The sequence below is a fragment of the Streptomyces vinaceus genome (assembly GCF_008704935.1).
Taxonomy (GTDB): Bacteria; Actinomycetota; Actinomycetes; order Streptomycetales; family Streptomycetaceae; genus Streptomyces; species Streptomyces vinaceus.
The window spans coordinates 3,298,744-3,323,692 of record NZ_CP023692.1 but is presented as its reverse complement, the minus strand read 5'-3'; the positions used below and the strand labels follow the sequence as shown (position 1 = coordinate 3,323,692).

Annotated in this window: 19 protein-coding genes and 1 pseudogene; 6 read left to right on the top strand and 14 right to left on the bottom strand. The window is 71.6% G+C overall.

The window, feature by feature from the left end; translation table 11 throughout:
* Positions 1 to 38 precede the first annotated feature (38 nt).
* On the top strand, positions 39 to 1,250 hold the full coding sequence (locus CP980_RS14775) for an NAD(P)/FAD-dependent oxidoreductase (protein ID WP_150528347.1): 1,212 nt from the start codon (positions 39 to 41) through the stop codon (positions 1,248 to 1,250).
* 201 nt (positions 1,251 to 1,451) lie between these two features.
* Here the strand turns inward: CP980_RS14775 and CP980_RS14770 are convergent, their stop codons facing one another.
* The 9 genes and pseudogenes from CP980_RS14770 to CP980_RS35560 form a co-directional block, all read right to left on the bottom strand.
* Positions 1,452 to 2,912 carry an MFS transporter gene (locus CP980_RS14770; RefSeq protein ID WP_132759626.1) on the bottom strand — a complete coding sequence of 487 codons (1,461 nt, stop codon included), beginning with the start codon at positions 2,910 to 2,912 and terminating at the stop codon, positions 1,452 to 1,454.
* Between the two features lie 91 nt (positions 2,913 to 3,003).
* Entirely contained in the window at positions 3,004 to 4,584 is a 1,581-nt protein-coding gene (locus tag CP980_RS14765) for a class I adenylate-forming enzyme family protein (RefSeq protein ID WP_150528346.1), read from the bottom strand.
* A 191-nt stretch (positions 4,585 to 4,775) separates the two neighbouring features.
* On the bottom strand, positions 4,776 to 5,423 hold the full coding sequence (locus CP980_RS14760) for an NAD(P)H-dependent oxidoreductase (protein WP_123513195.1): 648 nt from the start codon (positions 5,421 to 5,423) through the stop codon (positions 4,776 to 4,778).
* Between the two features lie 31 nt (positions 5,424 to 5,454).
* Positions 5,455 to 5,850, bottom strand: coding sequence for a YybH family protein (locus CP980_RS14755; protein ID WP_099890085.1), 396 nt, complete (start codon positions 5,848 to 5,850; stop codon positions 5,455 to 5,457).
* A 148-nt stretch (positions 5,851 to 5,998) separates the two neighbouring features.
* The gene (locus CP980_RS14750) at positions 5,999 to 6,802 is read right to left on the bottom strand and encodes an arylamine N-acetyltransferase family protein (protein WP_308439438.1); all 804 of its coding nucleotides are present in this window, start codon (positions 6,800 to 6,802) and stop codon (positions 5,999 to 6,001) included.
* Complete coding sequence (locus CP980_RS14745) at positions 6,799 to 7,413, bottom strand: NAD(P)H-dependent oxidoreductase (protein ID WP_123513193.1); 615 nt, start codon at positions 7,411 to 7,413, stop codon at positions 6,799 to 6,801. Before CP980_RS14745 ends, CP980_RS14750 begins: the two co-directional genes overlap by 4 nt.
* A 109-nt stretch (positions 7,414 to 7,522) precedes the next feature.
* Positions 7,523 to 8,812: an MFS transporter gene (locus CP980_RS14740; RefSeq protein WP_150528345.1), complete on the bottom strand. Its 1,290-nt coding sequence runs from the start codon at positions 8,810 to 8,812 to the stop codon at positions 7,523 to 7,525.
* A gap of 67 nt (positions 8,813 to 8,879) precedes the next feature.
* Positions 8,880 to 9,461, bottom strand: coding sequence for an NADPH-dependent FMN reductase (locus tag CP980_RS14735; protein ID WP_099890082.1), 582 nt, complete (start codon positions 9,459 to 9,461; stop codon positions 8,880 to 8,882).
* Positions 9,462 to 9,548: 87 nt separating this feature from the next.
* Positions 9,549 to 10,708 (bottom strand): annotated as a pseudogene (locus CP980_RS35560) (dihydrofolate reductase family protein).
* 235 nt (positions 10,709 to 10,943) lie between these two features.
* On the opposite strand from CP980_RS35560, the gene CP980_RS14720 reads away from it, so the two are divergent.
* Complete coding sequence (locus CP980_RS14720) at positions 10,944 to 12,473, top strand: FAD-binding oxidoreductase (protein ID WP_150528343.1); 1,530 nt, start codon at positions 10,944 to 10,946, stop codon at positions 12,471 to 12,473.
* Positions 12,474 to 13,000: 527 nt separating this feature from the next.
* On the opposite strand, the gene CP980_RS14715 is transcribed toward CP980_RS14720, so the two are convergent.
* Entirely contained in the window at positions 13,001 to 13,351 is a 351-nt protein-coding gene (locus CP980_RS14715; RefSeq protein ID WP_132759630.1) for a hypothetical protein, read from the bottom strand.
* A gap of 1,476 nt (positions 13,352 to 14,827) precedes the next feature.
* Here CP980_RS14715 and CP980_RS14710 point away from each other — a divergent pair.
* Positions 14,828 to 15,100 carry a DUF1876 domain-containing protein gene (locus CP980_RS14710; protein ID WP_030864490.1) on the top strand — a complete coding sequence of 91 codons (273 nt, stop codon included), beginning with the start codon at positions 14,828 to 14,830 and terminating at the stop codon, positions 15,098 to 15,100.
* 156 nt (positions 15,101 to 15,256) lie between these two features.
* Here CP980_RS14710 and argS read toward each other — a convergent pair whose 3' ends face one another.
* Positions 15,257 to 17,029: an arginine--tRNA ligase gene (gene argS / locus CP980_RS14705; RefSeq protein WP_132759631.1), complete on the bottom strand. Its 1,773-nt coding sequence runs from the start codon at positions 17,027 to 17,029 to the stop codon at positions 15,257 to 15,259.
* A gap of 181 nt (positions 17,030 to 17,210) precedes the next feature.
* Between argS and lysS the strand changes: the two genes are divergently transcribed.
* Entirely contained in the window at positions 17,211 to 18,950 is a 1,740-nt protein-coding gene (lysS, locus tag CP980_RS14700; protein ID WP_132759632.1) for a lysine--tRNA ligase, read from the top strand.
* A gap of 87 nt (positions 18,951 to 19,037) precedes the next feature.
* Here the strand turns inward: lysS and CP980_RS14695 are convergent, their stop codons facing one another.
* From CP980_RS14695 to CP980_RS14685, 3 genes are all read right to left on the bottom strand, one after another.
* Positions 19,038 to 20,450 (bottom strand): DUF2637 domain-containing protein, encoded by a 1,413-nt coding sequence (locus CP980_RS14695; protein WP_150528342.1) that lies wholly within the window; start codon positions 20,448 to 20,450, stop codon positions 19,038 to 19,040.
* Positions 20,451 to 20,578: 128 nt separating this feature from the next.
* Entirely contained in the window at positions 20,579 to 21,355 is a 777-nt protein-coding gene (locus tag CP980_RS14690; RefSeq protein ID WP_099890076.1) for a DUF3558 family protein, read from the bottom strand.
* 177 nt (positions 21,356 to 21,532) lie between these two features.
* Complete coding sequence (locus CP980_RS14685; protein WP_229907146.1) at positions 21,533 to 22,393, bottom strand: DUF3558 domain-containing protein; 861 nt, start codon at positions 22,391 to 22,393, stop codon at positions 21,533 to 21,535.
* Between the two features lie 182 nt (positions 22,394 to 22,575).
* Here CP980_RS14685 and CP980_RS14680 point away from each other — a divergent pair, with 182 nt between their 5' ends.
* The gene (locus CP980_RS14680; protein ID WP_150528341.1) at positions 22,576 to 23,769 is read left to right on the top strand and encodes an RtcB family protein; all 1,194 of its coding nucleotides are present in this window, start codon (positions 22,576 to 22,578) and stop codon (positions 23,767 to 23,769) included.
* Between the two features lie 124 nt (positions 23,770 to 23,893).
* Positions 23,894 to 24,937: an MBL fold metallo-hydrolase gene (locus CP980_RS14675; RefSeq protein ID WP_150528340.1), complete on the top strand. Its 1,044-nt coding sequence runs from the start codon at positions 23,894 to 23,896 to the stop codon at positions 24,935 to 24,937.
* Positions 24,938 to 24,949: the final 12 nt, after the last annotated feature.

Sequence of the window (24,949 nt, the reverse complement as noted above, 5' to 3'; positions counted from 1 at the left end):
CCCGGCGCGGCGGCCCTCACCCCGCAAAGGAATCCCGTATGACCACCCGTACCCTCGTCGTCATCGGCCACGGCATGACCGGCCACCGGCTCGTCGAGGAGCTCCGCTCCCGCGACCCGGACGGAAGCTGGCGGGTGGTGGTCCTCGGAGCGGAGAGACACCCCGCCTACGACCGGGTCAGGCTCTCGTCCGCCCTCGACGACAAGACCCCGGCCGAGCTGAGCCTCGTGAAGCCGGCCCTGTTCGACGACGCCCTGGTGGAGTTCCACACCTCCACCAGGGCCGTCGGCATTGACCGCGTGGCCCGCGTCGTCACCACCGAGGACGGCCGCCGCACCGCGTACGACGCACTGGTCCTGGCCACCGGATCGGTGCCCTTCGTCCCGCCCGTCCCCGGCCGCGAGCTGCCCGGCGCCTGCGTCTACCGCACCCTCGACGACCTCGACGCCATCCGTGAGGCCGCCGCCCGCACCACCACCGGCGTGGTGATCGGCGGCGGCCTCCTCGGCCTGGAGGCCGCCAACGGCCTGCGCCTGCTGGGGCTCTCCCCGCACGTCGTGGAGATGGCGCCGCGGCTGATGCCCGTCCAGGTCGACGAGGGCGGCGGCCGCGTCCTGGACCGGCTCGTCACCGGGCTCGGCGTCACCACCCACCTGGGCGTGGCGACGAGCCGCATCGAGGCGGGCGAGGACGGGCGGGTGGCCCGTCTGGTCTTCGCGGACGGCACGTCGATCGAGACGGGCCTCGTGGTCTTCTCCGCCGGGGTACGGCCGCAGGACTGCCTGGCCGGCCCGGCGGACCTGCCGCGCGGTGAGCGCGGCGGCTTCCTCGTCGACGACCACTGCCGCACCCCGGACCCGCACGTGTGGGCCGTCGGGGAGTGCGCGGCCGTCGAGGGCCGCTGCTACGGGCTGGTGGCCCCGGGCTACCGGATGGCGGAGGCCGTCGTCGCCCAGCTGCTCGGCGAGGGCCCGGCCCGCTTCCCGGGCGCCGACATGTCCACGAAGCTCAAGCTGATGGGCGTCGACGTCGCCTCCTTCGGGGACGCCCACGCGCAGACCCCGGGCGCGCTGGAGTTCGTACGGGAATCCGCGGGCGGGGAGGCGTACGCGAAGCTGGTCCTCGACTCGGCGGGGGACAGCCTCCTCGGCGGGATCCTGGCCGGCGACGCGACGGCCTACCCGCGGCTGCGGTCCCTCCTGGGGCGCGAACTCCCCGACTCCGCGGAGGCCTTGCTGGCTTCGGTCTAGACGCTGCCCGACCCCGTGCCGCCGGGGGTGTCCCGACTCCGGGACACCCCCGGCGGCCTTTCCGGGACCGGGCCCGCCGAGGACCGCGTACGGCGGACCGGCGCAGCGACACGACGGCGCGACCCGCGCGACGGGGCAACGGCGAAAGCCCCCACCCGGCCGGGTGGGGGCTTTCGCCGTGCGGTGCGTCAGGCTGCCGGATCAGACACCGGCGGTCTGTGACTCGCGCTCGGCGGCGGGCGCGGTCTGCGCCTTCTGCTCGGGCTTCTTCAGGCCCAGGGCGATCAGGCCGGTGATCACGATGCCGGCCGCGGCGATGAAGACCGCCTTCTGGATGCCGTCGGTGGTGGCGCTGCGCAGCGCCTCACCGGTCTGGCCCTCCAGGCCGGAGTTGGCGATGGCGACCAGGACGGCGAGGCCGACGGCGCCACCGATCTGCTGGGTGGTGGAGGCGACACCGGAGGCGATGCCCTGGTCCTCCGGGGCGACGCCGATGGCGGCGGCACCGAACATCAGGGTGTAGCCGGCGCCCTGGCCGAGGCCCATGATGACCAGGCCGGGGACGAGGGCCCAGTACGAGGCGTCGGTGGCCATGGTGACGCCGACGATCGCGGTGCCGATGACACCGATGACCATGGCGCTGACCATGATGGCGCGGATGCCGTACTTGGTGGCGAGGCCACCGGCCGTCTGGGCGCCGATGGCGATGGCGACCATCGGGACGAGGAAGGCGACGCCGGTCTCCAGCGGGCTGTAGCCGTGGACGCCCTGGAAGTAGACGGTGAGGAAGTACAGCAGGGTGCCGAAGGTGGCCATGTAGAAGAAGGTCACGCCCACCGCGGTGGTGAGGTTGCGGTTCTTGAAGAGCGACAGCGGCAGCAGCGGGTCCGCGGACTTCTTCTCGATGACGAAGAAGGCGATGAGCAGGACCACGCCGATGGCGAGGGCGCCGAGGACCTCGGAGGAGGCCCAGCCGGACTCGGGACCCTGGACCAGGGCGAAGACGATCGCGGTGATGCCGACCGTGGAGGTCAGGGCGCCCAGCAGGTCGAAGCTGCGGCTGGTGTTGCGGGCGGCGTCCGGCTTGATCAGCGGGAAGGCGAGCAGGGCGGCGATGCCGGCCAGCGGCACGTTGACGTAGAAGACCGACTCCCAGCCGAGGGACTGGGTGAGCACGCCGCCGAGCAGCGAGCCGACGATCATGCCGCTACCACCGGCGGTGCCCCAGACGGCGAAGGCGCGGTTGCGCTCCTTGCCCTCGGCGAAGCTGGTGGAGACCAGGGTGAGGGTCGCCGGGAAGAGGAAGGCGCCGCCGATGCCCTGGATCGCGCGGGCGGCGATCAGCACCTCGGGGCTGCCGGCGAGACCGCCGAGCAGGGAGGAGCCGGCGTAGAGGGCGAGGCCCAGGACGAACATGCGGCGCGGGCCGAACAGGTCGCAGGCGCGGCCGCCGAGGAGCAGGAACCCGCCGAAGGCGACGGCGTACGCGCTGACGACCCACTGCAGGGTCTGGGCGGAGAAGCCGAGTCCGCTGCCGATGTCGGGCAGGGCCACGTAGACGATGTTGTAGTCGATGGAGATGATCAGCTGGGCGAAGGCGAGCAGCGCCAGGGTGAGGCCGAGGTGCTTGCGCCGGCCTTCCTGGTTCTGGGTCGTTGACATGGTGTACAGCTCCCGGGGTCGGGTCGGGGGTCGATGGTCGTACCTGGTGTGCGGTGCGGTGCAGTGCGGTGGAGTCCGGGGCAGCGCCTGGTCAGGAGGCCAGTTCGTGGGTCACCTGGTCGGCCAGCCGGCGGGCCAGCTCAAGGCGCTTGATCTTGGCGGTGGCCGTGCGCGGCAGTTCGCCGAGCTTCATCTGGATGGGGTCGGCCATCGCGGACTGGTCCGCGATGGCGCGCTTCCAGCGGGCCAGGTCCAGGGGTGCGTCGTCCTTGGTGCAGACGACGGGCACGGGCTCCTGGTCGGGGCCCGGCACGATGATGAGCTCGGTGAGCTCGGGCAGGCGGTGCAGGACGGTGTCCTCGACCTCCAGGGTCGAGTGGATCGTCGGGATCTGGTCGACCTCGCGGTCCAGCAGGTGCAGGCAGCCCCACTTGGTGCGGTAGCCGATGTCACCGCCGCGCCACCAGTCGCCGTCGAGCTGCTTCTCGAAGCGCTCGGCCTCGCCGTAGTAGGTCAGGGCGCGGCCCGAGGTCTGCACGTCGATGTAGCCGGGGTTGTCGCGGGTGACGGGCTTGCCGTTGCGGGACACCAGGCGGTACTTGGTGATGCCCGGCGTGGAGTAGCCCTGGCAGCGGCCGTCGGCCTGCATGACGGTCTTGCGGGTGTAGGGGCGGCCGACCAGCGGGCCGCACTCGCTCTGGCCGTAGACCTGGAGGAAGACGGGGTTCTTGCGCTCCGAGGCCCGCAGGAACTTGTCCATCGTGCCCGGGTGGATGGCGTCGAAGGTGGAGTTGTAGAAGCGCACCGTCTTGAACGGCTTGCGGGGGTCGTCGAGGATCGACTCGCACTCCAGGAAGGAGTTCGGGTGCGTCTCGAAGACGCCCGGACGGTACTTGACCATCGCGTCGGCGACCTTCGCCGGCTCGGCGTCGTCCAGGAAGACCATCGGCTTGTTGTTCAGCATCATGGACGCGATGCCGGGGTACATGCGCGAGTGGACGTAGGAGACGTGCATCAGGATGGGCTCGCGCTGGCGCAGCAGGCTGACGGGGATGTTCTGCCAGCGGTAGCGGGCGCCGATCGAGCGGGCCGAGTGCACCACGAGCTTGGGGATGCCGGTGGTGCCCGAGGTGTGGGTCATGATGGCGTGCGAGTCGGGGTGCAGCGTGACCGCCGAGCGCTCGGGGGCGCCGGCCAGGTCGGAGAGCGAGATCGCGCCCTCGACCGGCTCGGTGACCGAGATGACCCGCGCGGTGAGCTCGGCGAGCGGCGACGCGGCCAGCGAGCCCGTCAGCTTCGCGGCGTCCGTCAGCAGCGTCGGCGAAGGCAGCCGCTGCAGCAGCGCGTTGATGGTCTCTCCGTCGAGGTGCGCGGAGAGCATCACCGGGACGGCGCCGATGCGGGCCGCGGCGCACGCGAAGAGGGTGATGTCGAAGTTGTTGGTCTTGTGGATGACGACGTGTTCGCTGGGCCGGATACCACTGGCCCACAGGCGGTTTGCCATCTCGGCGATCAGGTCGGCGAATTGGGCGACCGTCAGGACCTGGCCGACCTCGGGGAGGGCGTCCATGGTGCGGTCGAGCGTGATGGTGTTGGCGCCGAACTGGGCGGCAGCCTCCTCGGCCACCAGGCCGAGGTAGAGCGGCGTCTTGTTCTTGGGAATCCGGAGCATGTGTTCAAGTTCTCACCAAGAATGCCCGGACCCAATGGCGGTTGTTTGACTGTGTCAGCTCGGCGGATTCGAGCCAGGGAAATGGCGGGAATTCACTGTGGTGCGCGCGGAAAAAGGCCCGTAGCGGATGCTCCCGCTACGGGCCTTTCCGGTGCCGGTGCGTTGCTGTTCCTACTGGTCGCAGAGGTGGGTCAGTTCCCCAGTCCCTGCTTGAGGGCCTCGGCGACCTGGAGGGTGCGGACGGTCTGGTAGCCGACCGCCTTGAGGTTGTCCTCGGTCACGTTCTGGGCGAGCAGGCCGGGGACGGCCTGGAGCCCGGAGGTGGCGCTCACGCCGTACGGGTTGCCGTTGCTCGGCGCCACCATGATCGGGTCGGTGACGCCCGGGGGCACGATGATCGCGCCCCAGTGGTAGAAGACGTTCGACAGCGACAGGACGGTCGACTCCTGGCCGCCGTGCTGGGTGCCCGTGGACGTGAACGAGGACATGGCCTTGTTCTTCAGGCCGCCCCGGGCGTGCAGTTCGAAGGTCTGGTCGATGAAGTGCTTGAGCGGGCCGGCCATGGCGCCGTAGCGGCCCGGGGTGCCCCAGATGACCGCGTCGGCCCAGTCGAGATCGTCCTGCGTGGCGATCTCGACCTCGCGGCTGCTGCCGCCGACGTGCTCCTGGAACGCCTCGGTCCACTCCGTGAAGTTGGGCGCGATGGTGGCTTCCTGGATCTCGGCGACGCGGCGCAGACGGACCTGCGCGCCCGCCTTCTCGGCGGCCTCGGCTGCTGCCACCGCGAGCTTGTGGATGTTTCCGGTGGCCGAGTAGTAGACGATCGCGACGTTGGTCATCGGCTCTTCAATCTCTCTTGTCTTGTGGGATTCAGGGCTTCGCGCTTTCGCGGTCGATTCCCGGCGGGTTGTCGATGGCATAGCGCCAGGAGCCGTCCGCACCGCGGCGCACCACATCCGTGGCCGTGCCTTCGTGGAGGACGGAAGTTCCGTCCGGCTTGACGCCCTTGATCAGATAGTCACACAGCAGCAGCGCCAAGTCGTCGTATTCATAGCAGTGGCGCACCGTCAATTTCATCGGAATGCCGAGCGCCATGAAGCTGCGGGTCGCGTCGCGCCGGCCCTCGCCCGTGACGACCTCGCCGGGGGTCAGCACGCGGACCGCCCCGGGCTCGAAGAGGCGGTCGATCGCCTCCATGTCGCGGGCGTTGAAGGCGCGCAGGAACGCATTCGGCAGTTCGGCCGGTGCCGTGACGAGTGTGGTCATGGTGACTCCTGGGAGGGGGGAAGGAGGTACCTGGCGGAGGCGGGGGAGGTGGGGTGCGCACCGTGGGGGAGTGGGGGGATCCGGTGGCACGCGTGGGGGAGGCGAGGTGGGGAAGCGGGCACATGGCACGCGGGGTGGGGACCCGCGGCTACTCGACGGCGATACCGGGCGTGCCCGCGGGGCGCACCGGCTCGTCGGGCAGCCGGTCCAGCGTCATGCCGAAGTGCTTGTGGTAGGCCTCGAACACCTCGGTGTCGTCGGCCAGGTGCTCCACGGTGAACTCGCCGTGGACGCGCTTGGTCAGGGTGTGGCCCTTCAGCGTGATCCGGCCCTCGACCGTCGGCAGCGAGCAGAACACGTCCTGCATGAACGGCGAGTCCGGGCAGGTGCGGAACCACCACAGCGAAGGCCGGAACTCGCCCAGCTCACGCGCCCGGCCGTCCACCCGGTACATCGGCTCGCCGTCCAGGAACAGGTCGAACTCGCCCTCCCGCTCCGGCCCGAAGGCGAACGCGCCCTGCGGGTCGTACTGCACCGCCTCGGTCCCCAGCAGCAGCGGCCGGCGCGCGTTGCGCCGGAAGCCCACGTCCACCAGGTACGCCGACCCGTCGACGCTCACGCGCAGCATCAGGTGGCCCAGCGGAGCGCCGAGCCCGCCCGGGCGGTGCACCCGCGCCGAGAGGATCTCCACCTGGAAGCCGAGCGCCTCCAGCAGCAGCCCGAAGGCCGGGTTCACCTCGTAGCAGGCACCGCCGCGGCCCTGGTGCACGATCTTGTCGACGACCCGCTCGTCCAGGTGGATCTCCTGGCCGAGGTGGTAGTCGAGGTTCTCGAACGGCACGGTCAGCACGTGCCGTTCCGTCAGCTCGGCCAGCGCCGCCAGATCGGCCTTCGCGGGGCGGGACGCGCCGATCCGGGCCAGATACGCCGTGGCGAGCCCGTTGTCGATCACCGGGCGTCCAGGGTCTTGACCACAGCGGCGACCTCCAGCGTACGGCGCGCCTGGAAGGCCGCGGCCTCCAGGTTCTCCTCCGGGACCTGGCCCGGGTTGCCGCCGACCACGGCGGAGGCGCCGTACGGGTTGCCGTTCTTCGGCTTGTACAGCACCGGGTCGGTCGAACCGGTGGAGACGATGAGCGAACCCCAGTGGGTGATCGCGTTGTGCAGGGCGAGGATCGCGGAGACCTGGCCACCGTGGGCCGCCGAGCCGGACGCGAAAGCGGAGACCGCCTTGTTCAGCAGCTTGCCCTCGATCGACAGCTTCGACGTGGAGTTGATGAAGTGCATCAGCTGCGGGGCGGCGAGACCGAAGTGCACCGGGGTGCCGATGAGGATGCCGTCCGCCCACTCCAGGTCCGCGAGGGTCACCACGGGGACGTCCTTGGTGGCGTTCTGGAAGTCCGAGGCGCCGTCGCGGCGCGCGGCCTCGCCGTTCGGGTCGATCTCGGCGACGCGCAGCAGGCGGACCTCCGCGCCCTCCTTCTCGGCCGCCGCGGCGGCGGCCTCGGCGAGCTTGTAGGTGGAGCCGGTGGACGAGTAGTAGATGACAGCGATGTTCGTCATGACGAGATGCACTCCCTTTCGACCGCCCCCGCTCGTTTCCGGTTTTCGACTGCCGGGGCCTTTGAGTTGATCCTGTTCCGTGCCCGGCGCCCCGCCGAGGGCGCCGGCTCTAGTCCGTCACGTACGCGGCGCGCCGCCGCCGGCGGCCGGTCGCCACCAGCAGCACCACGCAGCCGGCCAGCAGCGCCGACATGAACAGCCCGACGCCCCTGACCTCGCCGAACGCCAGCGGGACCTGTGCCCCCACCCCGCCGCCGATGTTGAGCGTGAACCCGTACAGGGCCGTCGCCATGACCCCGTGGGCCGCGCCCGACAGCGCGCCGATCTCCTGCACCACGGCAGGGCCGATCGCCGCCAGGCCCAGCATGAACACGAACAGCGCCCCGGCCAGCCCGGCGGCCGTACCGCCGAACAGCCCGGCGCCGCAGATCCCCGCCGCCGCCACGGCGAACGCCCCGGCCCCGCGCGGCCGCGCCGGGATCCGGCCCAGCAGCGGCGACAGCAGGACGCCCAGCACCAGCGCGGGGATCGCCGTGGCCCGCAGCGTCAGCATCGCCTGGCCGTCACCGACCAGCGAGGCAGGCCCGTACAGCTGCACGCTCGTGTAGATGGCCGTCATGGTGCTGGAGCAGGTGATCCCGACGACGTACAGGGGCAGCAGCCGCAGCCACATCCGCCGGGTGGCCCCGCGGGCCGCCCGCGAGGCGGCGCCCCCGGCGGCCCCGGTGTCCGCGCCGCCCTTGGCCCGCGCCGGATCCACCGGCGCCAGCACCCGGCGCAGCACCTGCGCACCCGCCAGCAGCAGCGGCGCGGTCACCCAGAACGTGCCCCGCCAGCCGACGGCGGCGGCCAGCAGCTGCGATTCCACCTGACCGGCGACGATCGTCCCCGCCATGCAGGCGGAGACGATCGTCAGCGCGGTCGGCAGCTTCGACGCCGGTACGTGCGTGTTCAGGTACGCGTACACCAGCGGGACGTACACGCCGGCGAACAGGCCCTGCCCGGCCCGCAGCGCCAGCCCCACGCCGAAGGAATCCGCCAGCGGCACGCAGGCCGTCACCACCGCCAGCGCGCTCACCCCGGCCACCAGCACCGCCCGGGTGCCGAACCGCCGGGCCAGCGCCCCGCTGAACAGCGAGATGATCGCGTACGTCACCGCGTACGCGGACGTCGCCCAGGTGGCCGACGCCTGGTCCACCCCCCAGGCCCGCCCGATGTCGGGCAGCAGCGGGATCGCCACGTACAGCTGGCCCACCACCAGCATCCCGAGCAGGGATATGGCCGCGACCACGCGTGCGACGGACCGCCCCGCCTCGGGTGAGGCGGGGCGGTCCGCGCCGCCGCGTAACGCGACCCGGTGCGGGGCGGTGGGCTGTGCGGGGGTCGTGCGCAGGCTCATCTTTCCTCCAGGGCTGCGGTGCACCCCGGGAGGGTGGGCCGGTCCGGGCGAGGTGGCGGTTCGGCGATCAGCTGCCGTACGGCTGCTGGGCCTTCTTGTCCTTGAGCGCGGTGCCCCACCACTCCAGCGCGTCGAGCAGGGTCTTGGCCGCGGCCTCCGCCTCGGTCGGGTCGATCAGGTTGCCCTGCTCGTCGAACTGGCCCCAGGGACCGTGGAATCCGACGGTGTCGCGGACCGTCACCGAGTGGGTCTCGGCGAAGATCTGGCGCAGGTGCTCGACGGCGCGCATACCGCCCGCGAGGCCGCCGTAGCCGACGAAGCCGACCGGCTTGGCGTGCCACTCGGTGGTGTGCCAGTCGATCAGCGACTTGAGGGACGCCGGGTAGGAGTGGTTGTACTCGGGGGTGACGACGACGAACGCGTCGGCGGCGGCCAGACGCGGCGAAACGCCCGAGAGCACGGCCTGGACCTCCAGGTCCGGCGACTGCGACAGCCGGTTCGGCAGGTCGTGCTCGATCAGGTCGATCACGTCGATCTCAAGGTTCTGCCGCTCACGGGCGACACCGGTGAACCAGTTCGCGATGACCGGGCCGAACCGGCCGTCACGGACACTTGCGACGATGACTGCGACGCGGAGCGGCTCAGACATTGAAAAATACCTCCGGATGAGTGCGAGCTAGCGGTGCCCACTTTTTGCGCCGCGAGCCGCACGGACAACGCCGCAGCCACGAGTACGTCAACTTCCCGGGCCCGCCGCCCACAGGTGCGCGTTGACCGCCCGGGCCCGACCGGCCAGCCCCGCCAGCTCCACGACCTCGATCCCGGCGGCGCGCAGCTCGGCCACGCCCGTGCACGCCGCCACGAACAGCGCCGGCTCCCGCCAGGCGACGACCACCCGGCGCACCCCGGCACCGATCACCAGAGCGGCGCACGGAGTCGGCCTCGAACGCCGCTCCGAGCAGGGCTCCAGCGTCGAGTAGAGCGTCGCCGCGCGCAGCCGGGCGTCGCCGGGCACCAGCTTGGCCAGCGCCGACTCCTCCGCGTGCACGCTCGGATCGCCCTCGCGGCTGTACCCGTACGACAGCTCCATCCCGGCCCCGTCCACCAGCACCGCGCCCACCGAGTACGCACCCGGGCTGGGCGGACACCGCCGCGACAGGGCGATTGCCCGGCGCATCCACTCCTCGTCCGACAGGTACAGCGGGGTCACGGCACACGCTCCTTCGGCGCGTAGCGCAGTACGACGGCGTCGCCGGCCACCCGCGCGTCCAGCAGCCGCATCCGGGCGGCGGGCCCGCCCGGGAACTCGGCCCCGCCCACCAGCCGCGGCGAGCCCTCCTGGCCCACCAGCAGCGGGGCCACGGCCACCCGGAGCTCGTCGGCCAGGTCCAGGGCCAGCAGCTGCGTGTGCACGGACGTACCGCCCTCCACCATCAGCCGCCCCACACCGCGCGCCGCGAGCAGGTCGAGCACGCGCGCCCAGTCCAGCTCCGGCCCGGTGCTCACCACCTCGGCCAGGCCGCCGAGCGCCGCGCGCAGCGGCCCCGCGCTCGCGTCCACGGTGAACACCAGCTTCTCGCCACCGCAGTGCCAAAAACGCAGCCCGGGATCGAGCCGGGGCGAGGCGGTGACGGTGACCTTGAGCGGATCCGCGGGCTCGCCGCGCGCCACCCGGCCCGCCCGGCGCCCGGGATCGCCGACCAGCAGCCGCGGATCGTCCTTCCGTACGGTTCCCGCGCCCACCAGCAGCGCGTCACAGGAGGCGCGTACGGCGTCCACCCGGTCGAAGTCCTCCGGCGAGGACAGCAGCAGCCGCTCGGGACCCGCGTCGTCGAGCCGCCCGTCCACGCTCATCGCCGCGGACAGCAGGACGTACGGCCTGCGCGCACCGCCCATACGGACGTCACCCCTCCCTGCACCCCGGCTCGTCGGTCGGGGCGTCACGGTAGGCGGTGCGCCCCGGCCGACCTCCCGGCCGCGGGCCGACTCCGTCAGCTCGGCGCCCGGCCACCGCCGGGTACTGACGGATTCCGGATAGGCGTGGCGGGAACCGTGCGTTCCTGACCGAGGCTGCACGCACTCGACCGAAAGCTGTGTCCTGCATGCCAGGACAGAACGGAGTGTGGTTCACGTGCTCAGCAGACGCTCGCTCATACGCGCAGGTGCCAGCGTCGGGGCGGCCGCCGCACTGACCGCCGGAACCGGTGGCCTGATGCTGGCGCAGGCTGCCGGCGCCACCCCGTGGAAGACCCTCCAGAGCCGCCTGTCCGGCCGGCTCGTCCTGCCGGGCGACGCCACGTACGAGACGGCCAAGCAGCTCCAGCTGGCCCAGTTCGACGCGATCCACCCGCAGGCCATCGCCTACTGCACCAGCGAAGCCGACGTGGCCGCGTGCATCCGCTTCGCCCAGGACTACGGCCTCGCCCCCGCGGTGCGCAGCGGCGGCCACAGCCAGGCCGGCTACTCCACCACCCCGGGCCTGGTCATCGACGTCTCCAAGCTCAACCACGTCCGCCCCGGCGACACCGTCCACCTGGGCCCGGGCAGCCAGGGCGTCGACGTCCTCAACTCCCTCGCCCCGTACGGCATCCAGGTCGCGGCCGGTACCTGTCCCACCGTCGCGGTCGGCGGCTGGCTCCAGGGCGGCGGCCTCGGCTACGCCACCCGCAAGTTCGGCATGGGCGCCGACCGGCTGGTCTCGGCCCGCGTCGTCCTGGCCAACGGCCGTACGGTGCGCGCCTCGGAGAACGAGAACCCGGACCTGTACTGGGCCCTGCGCGGCGGTGGCGGCGGCAACTTCGGCGTCGTGACCGACCTTGAGGTGCAGCCGGTCCAGATCCCCTCGCTCACCACGTACAACCTCAACTTCGCCTGGTCGGACGCCGTCCAGGTGATCCTGGCCTGGCAGGACTGGATCGCGACCGCGCCCCGGGAGCTCTCCGCGGAGCTGCTGTTCCTGCTCTCCACCGACGCCCCGCAGGGCACCGAGCCGTACGTCGTCCTCACCGGCGGCTACGCCGGCCCGCAGGCCGACGCCGACCGGGTCCTCGACCAGCTCGTCGCGGCCGTCGGCCGGCCCACCACCTCCCGTACGGTCGTCGAAGCGCCGTACCGCGAGGCGATGATGAACGTCTTCGGCTGCGGGACGAAGACCGTCGACCAGTGCCACCGGATCGGGTACTCGCCCGAGGCACAGCTGACCCGCGACAACTACTCGCTGGGCCGCAACAACTTCTTCGCCCGCGGCTGGACCCGCGCCGACGCCGAGGCGGCCCTGGCGGCCTTCACGGCCGACTTCCGCCCGGGCCAGTTCCGCTTCCTGGGCCTGTTCGCCTACGCGGGCAAGGTCAACGACGTCGCCCCGACGGCCACCGCCTTCGTGCACCGCGACTCGCTCTTCAACGCCGGCTACTCGGTGGGCCTGACCAGCCCGAACCTCACGCAGGAGGACAAGGACCGGGGCCAGGCCTGGGTCGACAGGGGCTTCAACACGGTGGAGCCGTACACGGCCTCGCTGCACCAGTCGTACCAGAACTACATGGACCCGGCGCTGACCAACTGGCGCGAGGCCTACTACGGGCGGAACTACACGCGGCTGCGGTCGGTCAAGCGCGCCTACGACCCGAACCGCTTCTTCCGCTTCGCGCAGGGCATCGACTGAGCGAGGCACGGGGCGGTTCCGCGTGGGGAACCCCCGCCGGGTCAGCGCAGCGGCCAGACGCGCGCGGACCCGGCGGGGGGCCCGGACCGCCAGATCCGTGACCACAGCCGCCACCATCCCGGTTTCCTGTCCCCACCCATGCCGGGCAGCGTAGGCGGGGGCGGGGCGCGGGATCACGGAGCGGGAGAGGAATCTGTCACTCCGCCCCATGGGGACCAACTGCCGCAGCCGGTACCGGTGGAGCCGGACCGCGGCGTACGCCGCGAACGGCAGCCCGAGGGAGCGCCAGGCCACGGCTGCCGCCCGCCGAGCCCGGCCGCCAGCGCGATCGCGAAACCGGCCCCGAGGGCCGCGGCCGCCACCCAGACGGGCGAAGGTGGCATGGCCGGCGGTCACCTGGTCCCCGGGCTCCAGCCGCGCGAGCACCGGCCCGGGATCACCGAAGCCCACGACGACCTTCGACGACCTTCCGGGCCCCCGGTCGGAGAGTGTCGCCTCGAACGAGCCGCTGGGCCTCCCGGCGCGCCCTACGGCCAGTCGACGATGGAGGCGAACACGACGTAGTCGAGGACGACGACGGCGGGGGCGAGCAACGCGAACCCGACCCGCCGGGCGGCGTTCCGCCGCTGCCAGGGCAGCGCCCAGCCGGCCACCAGCACGGCGAGGACGAGCAGCAGGCCGGTGACGAAGACGGGGAAGGCGAGCCCGTACGAGGCGTCGAACCGGTCGCTCGCGGCGTCCCCGCAGGAATCGCAGGCCATGGGAGACAGCCCGACGGAGAAGAACGCGAGGAGCCCCATCGGCAGCGTCAGCAGGCTGGAGAGCAGCGGCGCGACGAAGGCGCACCGGTCGGGGGAGGTGTCGTGGCCCTGATCCATACGGGCAGTCAACCGCCGCGCGGAGCCCCGCACATGAGCGCGGCTACTCAGGCCGCTAGGTATCGGGGGTGGGGGCGGTACCCCGACGAGCGGGGTCGGGACGGCGGGGCGGGGTGGGGGGCGGTTCCCCGACGGCCGGGGTCGGGACGGCGGGGCGGTATGGGGGGCGGGGCCCCGTGGGGCGGGGTTGTGGAGGGTTCGGGGGTTTCCCGGCAGTCCACTGTCCTTCCGTGTCGGTCCGGGCCGTCAAGGGCGCTCACTTCGTTCGCGTCGCTTCGCGATGGCCTTCGGCCACCCTTGACTGCCCGGCCCGCCCCGGAATGCCATAAGACTGCCGGGAAGCCCCCGAAGGAACGGTCAGGGGGACAGCCATGCACATGCCCGCGTCAGGGACGCCGATCCCGCGCCCTGGCAGCCCCTGACCTGCACCCGGCAGCGATGAGATGCGCATGTAGCGCGGGGTGGCGCGCCAGATCGCTACGCGCTCCTCTCGGCACAGCGTCCGACGACCGTCTGTGGCCGGACATAAGCCGCCTACGACGGATCCGGATGTCTCCCGGCCTGCGACAGCGGGTTGTTTGTCCCTTTTGGTGGCCGATCGAGGCCTGCAAGGGGCCGTGCCTGACTGAGAGGTTGGAAAGTCCGGCATCAGGCTCCGACTCACCCCCTCACCGCCACATTCCGCCCCCTCACCGCCTCATTCCGCCCCTGCCGGGCGCTTGTCCGCCCCCATGGGCCTCATTCCGCCCCCGCCAGGCCGCTCGCCTGCCCCGCCGAGCCCCTCATCCGTCCCGTTCAGCCTCATGCCCGCCCCGCTGGGCCTCTTGTCCACCCCGCTGGGCCTCTTGACCGTCCGGTCGACCCCGTATCCGTCCCGTTCGACCTCTTGTCCGTCCCACTGGTCTCCTTCTGCACCCAAGGCCGGCCCGCTCTTCACCCAGGAACAGGCCGCAGACGCCGACATGGCCATCCACGGACTCCGTCTGGGCGGCCTATGTCCGGCCACAGGCGGTCGTCAGTCGCTGAGACGTGAGAAGCGCGTAGCGATCGACCGCGCCCCCCGTCTTGGCCGGGCTGGTGGTGCGGGGAAATGGGGGGTGGCTGAACGGGAGGTGCTGGTCGGCATCTCAGGGGGCCTTCATCCGTCGCTTGACCTCCCGGCCATTCCTTCGGGGGCTTCCCGGCAGTCTTATGGCATTCCGGGGCGGGGCGGTCGGTCAAGGGTGGCCGAAGGCCATCGCGAAGCGACGCGAACGAAGTGAGCGCCCTTGACGGACCGACCCGACACGGAAGGACAGTGGACTGACGGGACGCCCCCGAACCCTCCCCGACCCCGGCCAGCCGTGTCCCGCCCCCAACACCCCGCCCAGCCTCCCCGACCCCGAGTCGGGGCTCCCGCCCCCCCAAGCCCCCGCTCGCGCTCCCGGCGGGCCGGGCGCACCCTGGAGGCAGGGTGACCCCTGGAGGTGATGCACCATGCCCACACTCGTCGGGTGGCACGTGGAGCTCGAATTCACCGAGGAAGGCCACCGCACCAGCGCGGCGGCCATGGTCAGGCTCGGTGACGGCTCCGAGATGAGGGCGCACGGCTACGCCATGCGCCACCCCTCCGACCCGGAGCAGCTGCGGGTCGGGGAAGAGATCGCCGGCGCTCGCGCGCTGATGGATCTCGCGTCCCAGATGTTGCAGAAGGCCCACTCAGAGATCGACGAGGCGACGGGCCGGCACTCCTACCCGATCAGCCACTGACCCCGCGTGCGCGGCGCGCGCCGGCCATGAGCCGTGCACACCCTGTGGACCGTTCACGATCGGCCTCCCCCTGCCGTCGCTACGGCGGGAAGGCCGATCGTGCGGAGCGGAGCCCCGCGAACAGGAGCCCCGCGAACAGGAGCCCCGCGAACGGGGTCAGAGGCGCTCGGGGGTGCGGATGCCCAGGAGGGACATGCCCTTCGTGAGCGTCCGGGCGGTCAGGTCGCACAGGAACAGGCGGTTCTCGCCGACGACGAGCTCCGGCTCCGGCTTCACCACCGGGCACTCGGTGTAGAACGTCGTGCACAGCGAGGACAGCTGGTACAGGTACGCGGCCACCTTGTGCGGGGCGTGCTCCGCGGCCGCCTCGGCGATGACCTCGCCGAACTGGTCCAGGTGCAGGCCCAGCGCGCGCTCGGCCGGGGCCAGCTCCAGCTCCGGGTGGGCGACCGGGGAACGGTCGCCCGCGTTGCGCAGGATGGACCGGAGCCGGGCGTACGCGTACTGGATGTACACGGACGTGTCACCGGTCAGCGAGACCATCTGGTCCAGGTCGAACTTGTAGTCGCGCGCGGCGGAGGTGGAGAGGTCCGCGTACTTGACCGCGCCGATGCCGACCTGGACGCCGTTCTCGACGATCTCCTGCTCGCTGAGGAACCCACGCTCCTTGTCCTTCTCCCGGACCACGGCGGTCGCGCGGTCCACGGCCTCGTCGAGGAGGTCCACCAGCCGGACCGTCTCGCCCTCGCGGGTCTTGAACGGCTTGCCGTCCTTGCCGAGGACCGTGCCGAAGGCCAGCTGCACGGCCTTGACCTCGTCGTTCAGCCAGCCCGCGCGGCGGGCCGTCTCGAAGACCATCTTGAAGTGGAGCGACTGGCGGGCGTCGACCACGTAGAGCAGGGTGTCCGCCTTCAGGTTGCCCACGCGGTCCCGGATCGCCGACAGGTCGGTCGCGGCGTAGCCGAAGCCGCCGTCCGACTTCTGGACGATCAGCGGGGTCGGGTTGCCGTCCGGGCCCTTGTACTCGTCGAAGAACACGCACAGCGCGCCGTTGGAGCGGACGGCGACGCCCGAGTCCTCCAGCAGCTTGCACGTCTCGACGAGCATGTCGTTGTAGCCGGACTCGCCGACCACGTCCGGGTCCTGGATGTCCATGTCCAGCTTGTCGAAGACGGAGTAGAAGTAGATCTTCGACTCGTCGACGAACCGCTGCCACATGGCGAGGGTCTGCTCGTCGCCCGCCTGGAGGTCGACGACCCGCGCCCGCGCCCGCGTCTTGAACTCCTCGTCGGAGTCGAAGAGCGCGCGCGAGGCCTTGTAGAGGCGGTTCAGGTTGGACATGGCCTCCTCGCCGGAGACCTCCGCGTCCGACTTGTGGTCCAGCTCGTGCGGGTGCTCCAGCAGGTACTGGATGAGCATGCCGAACTGGGTGCCCCAGTCGCCGATGTGGTGGCGCCGGACCACCTTCTCGCCCGTGAACTCCAGGATCTCCACCATCGCGGCGCCGATCACGGCGGACCGCAGGTGGCCGACGTGCATCTCCTTCGCGACGTTCGGCTGCGCGTAGTCGATGACCGTCGTGCCCGCGTTCGCGGAGTACGGGACACCGAGGCGGTCGTCGCCGGCGCGGGCGGCGAGGGTCTCCATGATCGCCCGGTCGGCGACGGTGATGTTGAGGAAGCCGGGGCCCGAGACCTCGATGTCCGCGATCAGGTCACCGGTCGGGATGGACCCGACCACGGTCGTCGCGAGCTCGCGCGGATTGGCCTTGGCCTTCTTCGCGAGCGCCAGGATGCCGTTGGCCTGGAAGTCGGCCCGGTCGCTTCGTCGCAGCAGCGGGTCCGCGCCACCGGCCTCCGGCAGGGCCGAGGCAAGGGCGTCCGCGACGCGCTGGTTGACGGAGGAAGCGAGGGAAGGGACCGAGGCCATGAGCTGCCGTTCCTGTGAGGTCGTGCCTGAAGCTGCACTTGGTTGTTCCGACAAGCCCCGAGTATCCCACGCGGGGGCGTCCCGTTTCCCGGGATAAAGGGGCGTCGCAGGCAACCTCGGAGGGGCTGCTTCCGTCTGGGAGAATGGCGAGAAGCCAGCATTCGAGATAGAAGGACGTGTCGTGGCTCAGAGCGCCCAGAGCAGCACCGAGACCGACTGGGTCTCCCGTTTCGCGGACGAGGTCATCGCCGAGGCGGAGCGCCGAGCCCCGGGCAAAGCCGTCGTCGTCGCGTCCGGACTCTCCCCCTCCGGCCCGATCCACCTGGGCAACCTCCGCGAGGTCATGACCCCGCACCTGGTCGCGGACGAGATCCGCCGCCGCGGCATCGAGGTCCGCCACGTCCTGTCCTGGGACGACTACGACCGCTACCGGAAGGTCCCGGCCGGCATCCCCGGCGTCGACCCCGAGACCTACGGCCAGTACATCGGCATGCCGCTGACCTCCGTCCCGGCCCCGGCCGGCTCGGCGTACGCGACCTGGGCCGAGCACTTCAAGGCCGCCATGGTCGAGGCCCTGGCCGAGCTGGGCGTCGAGTACGACCCGATCAGCCAGACCGAGCAGTACACCTCCGGCGCGTACCGCGAGCAGGTCCTGTTCGCGATGAAGCACCGCGGCGACATCGACGCCGTCCTCGACCAGTACCGCACCAAGCAGAAGCCGGGCGGCAAGAAGCCCCAGCAGAAGCAGGTCGACGAGGCCGAGCTGGAGGCCGCCGAGGGCTCCGGCGCCGCCGCCGAGGACGACGGCAGCGCCGGCGAGAGCGGCTACTTCCCGTACAAGCCCTACTGCGGTCAGTGCGGCAAGGACTTCACCAAGGTCACCTCGTACGACGACGAGACGACCGAGATGACGTACGTCTGCACCGAGGACGAGTTCACCGAGACGGTCAAGCTCAGCGAGTTCAACCGCGGCAAGCTCGTCTGGAAGGTCGACTGGCCGATGCGCTGGGCCTTCGAGGGCGTCATCTTCGAGCCTTCGGGCGTCGACCACTCCTCGCCCGGCTCCTCGTTCCAGGTCGGCGGCCAGATCGTGCACATCTTCGGCGGCGAGCAGCCGATCGGACCGATGTACGCGTTCGTCGGCATCAGCGGCATGGCCAAGATGTCCTCTTCGAAGGGCGGGGTCCCGACCCCGGCCGACGCGCTGAAGATCATGGAACCGCAGCTGCTGCGCTGGCTGTACGCGCGCCGCAAGCCCAACCAGTCCTTCAAGATCGCCTTCGACCAGGAGATCCAGCGGCTCTACGACGAGTGGGACAAGCTGGAGGCCAAGGTCGCCGACGGCTCGGTGCTGCCGGCCGACGCCGCCGCGCACACCCGTGCCGTACGCGTCGCCTCGCACGAGCTTCCGCGCACCCCGCGCCCGCTGCCCTACCGCACGCTCGCGTCGGTCGTGGACATCACCGCCGGGCACGACGAGCAGACCCTGCGCATCCTGGCCGACCTCGACCCCTCGCAGCCGCTGACCTCGCTGGACGAGGTACGGCCGCGGCTGGACCGCGCCGAGAACTGGATCACCACCCAGGTCCCGGCCGACCAGCGCACGCTCGTGCGCGAGGACGCCGACACCGAGCTGCTGTCCTCCCTCGACGACGAGGGCCGCGAGTCGCTGCGACTGCTGCTGGACGGGCTCGACTCGCACTGGTCGCTCGACGGGCTGACCACGCTCGTCTACGGCGTGCCGAAGGTGATGGCCGGCCTGGAGCCCGACGCCAAGCCGACCCCGGAGCTCAAGGTCGCCCAGCGCACCTTCTTCGCCCTGCTGTACCGCCTCCTCGTGACCCGGGAGACCGGCCCGCGCCTGCCCACGCTGCTCCTCGCCGTCGGCGCGGACCGGGTGCGCAAGCTGCTGGCCGTCTGAGCCGCCCGACAAGTACGCGCAAGGGCCCGCACCCCTCGGGGTGCGGGCCCTTGCGCATGCCGTCCGCGCGTACCGCCGCCGCGGCGGCTAGGAGATGTGCTCGTTCTCCAGATCGCGCTGGTAGCGCTGCTTCAGCTCCGGCATCAGCCGGCTGATCGTCCTGAACGCCAGCGGATGGTTGATCCCGTGGCGGTCCGAGAGGTATATGTCCACCTGCTCGGGGCTCGGGAGCTTGCCGTTCTCCTCGATGTAGGTCCGGAAGACCTCGTACGCCGCCTCCGTGAACTTCGCCTCGTCGATGTCGGAGACGGGCTCACCGGCCTCCGGCCGCATCTCGGGGCGGGGAGCCGGAAGCTGCTGCTCCTGGACCTGCCCCAGGGCCTGCTCTTCGTCCGGGCCGGTCGGGGGCATGACCGGGGTCGGCTCCAGCCCCTCCACGTACTGCGGGTTGTAGCCGCCCTCGTACGCCGCCTGCGGGGCCAGCGGCGCCGCGAACCAGGCGCTGTCGTGCGCCGCGGGCATCGCCGTCGGGTCCACCGCGAAGGGCGGCGGGGCGTGCGTCACCGGGGGCACCGCCACCGCCGCGGCCGGAGCCGGAGCCGGGGCCGGGGCCGGGGTGGCGGTGGTGGCGGGCCGCGCCGCCTGCGGGTCGGGGCCCGCCTGCACGGCCTCCTGCACGGCCTCCTGCACCGACGTCTGCACGGCCGACGCTTGCACAGCCGCCTGCACGGCCGCCGCCTCCAGGGCCGGAGCCGCGGGAGCCGCCGCGGCCGCGGCCGCAGCGCCCGCAGCCGCCGGAGGCAGCAGCATCGGGTCGATGCCCGCCGCCGCCAGACCCTCCGGAGCCGTCTGCGCGAGCGGCACGCCGATCCGGGCCAGCCGCAGCGGCATCAGCGCCTCGACCGGGGCCTTGCGCCGCCACGCCCGCCCGTACCGGGCCTGCAGACGGGCCTGGTAGATCAGCCGGTCCTGCTCCATGCCGACGGCCTGCTCGTACGACCGCAGCTCCCACAGCTTCATCCGGCGCCACAGCTTGAACGTCGGCACCGGCGACAGCAGCCAGCGGGTGATCCGCACGCCCTCCATGTGCCGGTCCGCGGTGATGTCCGCGATCCGGCCCACCGCGTGCCGGGCCGCCTCCACCGTGACCACGAACAGGATCGGGATCACGGCGTGCATGCCCACGCCCAGCGGGTCCGGCCAGGCCGCCGCGCCGTTGAACGCGATCGTCGCCGCCGTCAGCAGCCACGCCGTCTGGCGCAGCAGCGGGAACGGGATACGGATCCACGTCAGGAGGAGGTCCAGGGCGAGCAGTACGCAGATGCCCGCGTCGATGCCGATCGGGAACACCAGCGAGAAGTTCCCGAACCCCTTCTGCAGGGCGAGCGCGCGGACCGCCGCGTACGAACCGGCGAAACCGATCCCCGCGATCACCACGGCTCCTGCGACCACGACGCCGATGAGTATCCGGTGCGTACGAGTCAGCTGCATCGCGGCCACCCGCGATCCCCTCCCCTTGTCGAGCTACGGCAGGCACAGCGTACGGGTGACCGCACGGGTGACTGAATGTCAGCCTCCCGTTCGGCGTCGGCCGCGCCGCCCGCCGCGCCTCCCGGACCCGCCGCCGACTACTGCGCGGAGGGAGAAGCCTGCTGCTCAGGCTGCTGCTGCGGCGACTGCTGCTGGTTGGCGGCGCCGACCGAGGCGACGACTTCCTTCGCCGCGGCGATCGCGTTTTCGAGCAGCTTGGCCTGATCCGGAGCGCCGGCACCCTCGTACGCCGCACCGTTGTAGTCCAGCGTGATCACCACGTTCTGCGTGCGCGCCACGATCGTCGTGTTGAAGAAGTCGACCTCCTTCTTCACCCCGTACACGATCGACGACGCCTGGTCGCCGATCCCGCCCGCCGGCTCGACCTTCACGTTCGTCGCGCCCTCGGTCGCCTTCGCCGTCTCGACCTGCTTGCCCAGCTGGTCCTCGGCGCGCTTGTTCGCGCCGCCGAGCGAGGAGTGCGAGTCGTAGCGGACCAGGGAGATCGACAGCCAGCGGTACTGCGAGCCCTTCAGGCCGTCCTCGTCCAGGCCGTTCCAGGAGCAGCTGGCGCGGGAGGCCAGGTCGTTCGACTTGGTCGCGGTGCCGTTCTTGTCCTTCGCCTCCGGGACGAGGGTCTCGACCGTCTTCGACTGGATCGCCTTGCACGGGTCCGGCAGCGCGGCGAACGCCGCCTTCTCCAGGGCGGCCGAGGCCTTGCCGCTCGGCTTGGCCGACGAGGAAGCGGCGGGCTTCTTGTCGCCGCCCGAACCGGAGTCCTTGCCCGAGTCGGACGAACAGCCGGCGACGGTGAGGATCACCGGGACGGCTGCGCAGGCGAGAACGCGAGTGAGGCGCGAGGCAGATCGGTGCATGGTTCCTTCAGTCAGTACGTTGTGGGGCGCGTTCCGTGGACGCGGTGCGGGCTCGGAGCGGGCTCGGTTCGGACTCGGTTCGGGCTCGGTGGGCGGGCGCGGGACCCGGACAACGGTAGCCCGACCCGGCGCGCGCCTGCTGTGCGCGCCGTCACGCCGAGCCCCGCGCGCCCCCGCTCACTCGTTGAAACGCTCGACGAGCGCCTGCGCCAACTGCCGTGCCTTGTCCTGGGTTTCGGGGCTCGGCGGCACCGTACCGGGCAGCGCGGGCTGTACGACGTACTCGACCGTGACGATGACATTCGAGGTGCGGAACACAATCCGCACGGTCCGCGCCTGCGCCGCGCTCGCGCCCGCCGCGCTCAGCTTGTCCTCGATGTACGCCTCGGCCCCGAGCCCTTCGAGCACCCGGGAGCCGAGCTCGGGCGGCGGCGCGGAGGAGGAGGGGGAGGGACTGCCGGCCCCCGGGGAGGACGGCTGCCCGCCGGCGGGCGGCGGGGGCGCGCTCGGGCTCGCCGTCGTAGCGGCACCCGTACTCGCGGTGGGGGTGGTGGCGGGACCGGGGAACGGCAGGTGCGCGTCGGTCAGCCGGCGCACGTACACCTGCCGCGCCTTGTCGTCGTCGCTCATGAGGGTCCGGTCGTACGAGACCACGCGCTCGAAGCCGACCGACAGCAGCCGGGTCTCCTCGGGCGACTGCGCCGTCCAGCGGCAGCCGACGTGCCGGTCCCCGTCGTACGAGGTGTCCGCGACCCCGGCGTACAGCTGGGTGCGCTGCTCGTCGGTGAGGCTGTCCCCGGCCGGGAGCATGGCCCTGAGGCGCTTGCTGTCGGCGGCCTTGCAGGGCGCGGGCAGACTGCGGTACTTGCCGGCCGGCGCGGGCGCGGGACTGCTGTCGCCCGCCTTGGAGTCGGTGTCGGAACCGACGCCGCCGTCGCTGGTGCATCCGGTCAGGCCGGTCGCGCCGGCCACGAGCGCGGCGAGCATCGCGATGCCCGGCAGGACACGCCGTCGTTGCCGTACCGCCTTGCGCTGCACGTCCACTGGCCCCCTTCGACCGGCCGTCGGCCCGGCGGCCCGTCGGTCAGGAAAATTGCGTTGCCGCGCTTTGGACGCGGATGAACACAATGTCTATCGCACACGCCGGTGCCGGCGCCGGTCCCCTGTCTGGTTCGGGACTGAGAGCGATACTTTTTGCGTATTCGGGGGATTTGAGTCGTATGTCGTATGTAGAGGTACCGGGAGCGCAGGTCCCGATCCGGATGTGGGCCGACCCCGCGTCGGTCGAGGCGAGCGCGATGCAGCAGCTGCACAACGTCGCGGGCCTCCCCTGGATCAAGGGCCTGGCCGTCATGCCGGACGTCCACTACGGCAAGGGCGCCACGGTCGGCTCGGTGATCGCGATGAAGGACGCGGTGTGCCCGGCGGCGGTGGGCGTGGACATCGGCTGCGGCATGTCGGCGGTGAAGACGTCCCTGACGGCGAACGACCTCCCGGGCGACCTCTCCCCCCTCCGCTCGAAGATCGAGCGCGCCATCCCGGTGGGCGCGGGCATGCACCGCGACCCCGTCGACCCGGACCGCCTGTACGGCTTCACGGGCGCCGGTTTCGGGGACCTGTGGGAGCGGTTCGACTACATCGCGGACGCGGTGAAGTTCCGGCGGGACCGGGCGATGCGGCAAATGGGGAGCCTCGGCCAAGGCAATCACTTCTGTGAAGTTTGCGTAGATTCTTCCGGTTCGGTGTGGCTCATGCTGCACTCGGGCTCGCGCAACATCGGCAACGAGCTGGCCGACTTCCACATCAACGTGGCCCGCGGGCTCTCGCACAACCAGGGGCTGGTCGACCGTGACCTCGCGGTCTTCCTCGCCGCCACGCCCGAGATGGAGGCGTACCGCAACGACCTCTTCTGGGCCCAGGAGTACGCCAAGTACAACCGCGCCGTGATGATGAGCCTGTTCAAGGAGGTCATCCGCCGCGAGTTCCGGAAGGCGAAGGTCTCCTTCGACCGGGAGATCAGCTGCCACCACAACTACGTGGCGGAGGAGCGGTACGACGGCATGGACCTGCTGGTCACCCGCAAGGGCGCGATCCGCGCCGGCAGCGGCGACTACGGGATCATCCCCGGCTCCATGGGGACGGGCTCGTACATCGTGAAGGGCCTCGGCAACGAGAAGTCGTTCAACTCGGCCTCGCACGGCGCGGGTCGGAAGATGAGCCGGACCGCCGCGAAGAAGCGCTTCTCGGCGCGGGACCTGGCGGATCAGACCAAGGGCGTCGAGTGCCGCAAGGACGTGGGAGTGGTCGACGAGATCCCGGGCGCGTACAAGTCGATCGAGCAGGTCATCGACCAGCAGACGGACCTCGTCCAGGTCGTGGCCAAGCTCAAGCAGGTCATCTGTATCAAGGGCTGAGCGGCCCCGCCCGGCGCGGCCCGCCTTCCCCCGGAGGCCTCGCGGGGACAGCGGGTGCGGGGCGGCGTACGTTGGGTGGGAGGGGGGCTTGGCGGGCTGGGGTGGTGAGACCGCGGGAGGTTCCATGACCGGGCTCGGTGAGTTGGTCGGGATCGACGGGCGGACCGTGTTGGTCCTCGGACAGGAGCTGGACGTCGAGCGGGGGCAGCCGGACGTCGGCAACGCCCTCGTGCACCGGGCCGGGGAGACCCTCGTGGTCGTCGACACCGGCGTGACCGGCACGTTCCGGGCCGCCCTGCGGGAGGCGGCGGACCGGGTCGGGCCCTGGTCCCGAGTGCTGGTCCTGACCACGCACGGCCATCCCGACCACGTCGCCAACAACGACCTCGCCGATGAGCTCGGCGCGGCGGCCGAGCACTGGGTGCCCGCTCCCGACCTCGACCAGATGCGCGACCCGGACGCGTACTGGGTGCGGGCCTTCGAGCGCGTCCAGGGGATGGCGCCGCTGCCCGAGCCCGCGGTGGCCGGGCCCGCGCTGGTGTCGCTCTTCCGGCCGTACCGGCCCTTCGCGGCCGTCACCCGGACCTACGAGGAGCGCCCGCTGGAGCGGATCCGGATCGGCTCGGCGCGCTTCACCGGCTGGACCTTCGCCGACGGCGCGGTCCGTGTGCTGCGTACCCAGGGCCACTGCGCCGGGCACGTGATCGTGCACCTGAGGGACTGCGGGGTCCTGCACCTGTCCGACGAGGGCAACGGGGCCTGCGGCGCGATGGCCGACGCCGACCAGCTCAAGATCCAGACCACGCTCGGCTCCGTGGCCCTCCTCTTCGAGGAGGGGGAGGCCGAGGTGCTCACCGACGGGCACACCTTCGCGGTGCGCCGCGGCGCCGAGGCCGCGGTGCCGTTCCTGGACGGTCTGCTGGAGCAGGCCACCGCCCTGCAGTCGGCGGCTCTCGGGGCGGTCGCGGGGAGCGCCCCGGTCCGGCCGGACGAGTTCACCTCCCGGTACGCGGAGGCCTTCGCCTCCACGGGCGGCGGCGGCGCCAACCCGAACGCGCTGTTCCTCGCCATGATGGCGGTCAACCAGCTCCACGCGCTCGGGCTGCGCCCGGAGTCCGCCGCCCCCGGCGCCCCCTGGTCCCGGCCTCCGCTCCGACTCGGTGACTGACGGCGGGAGTTG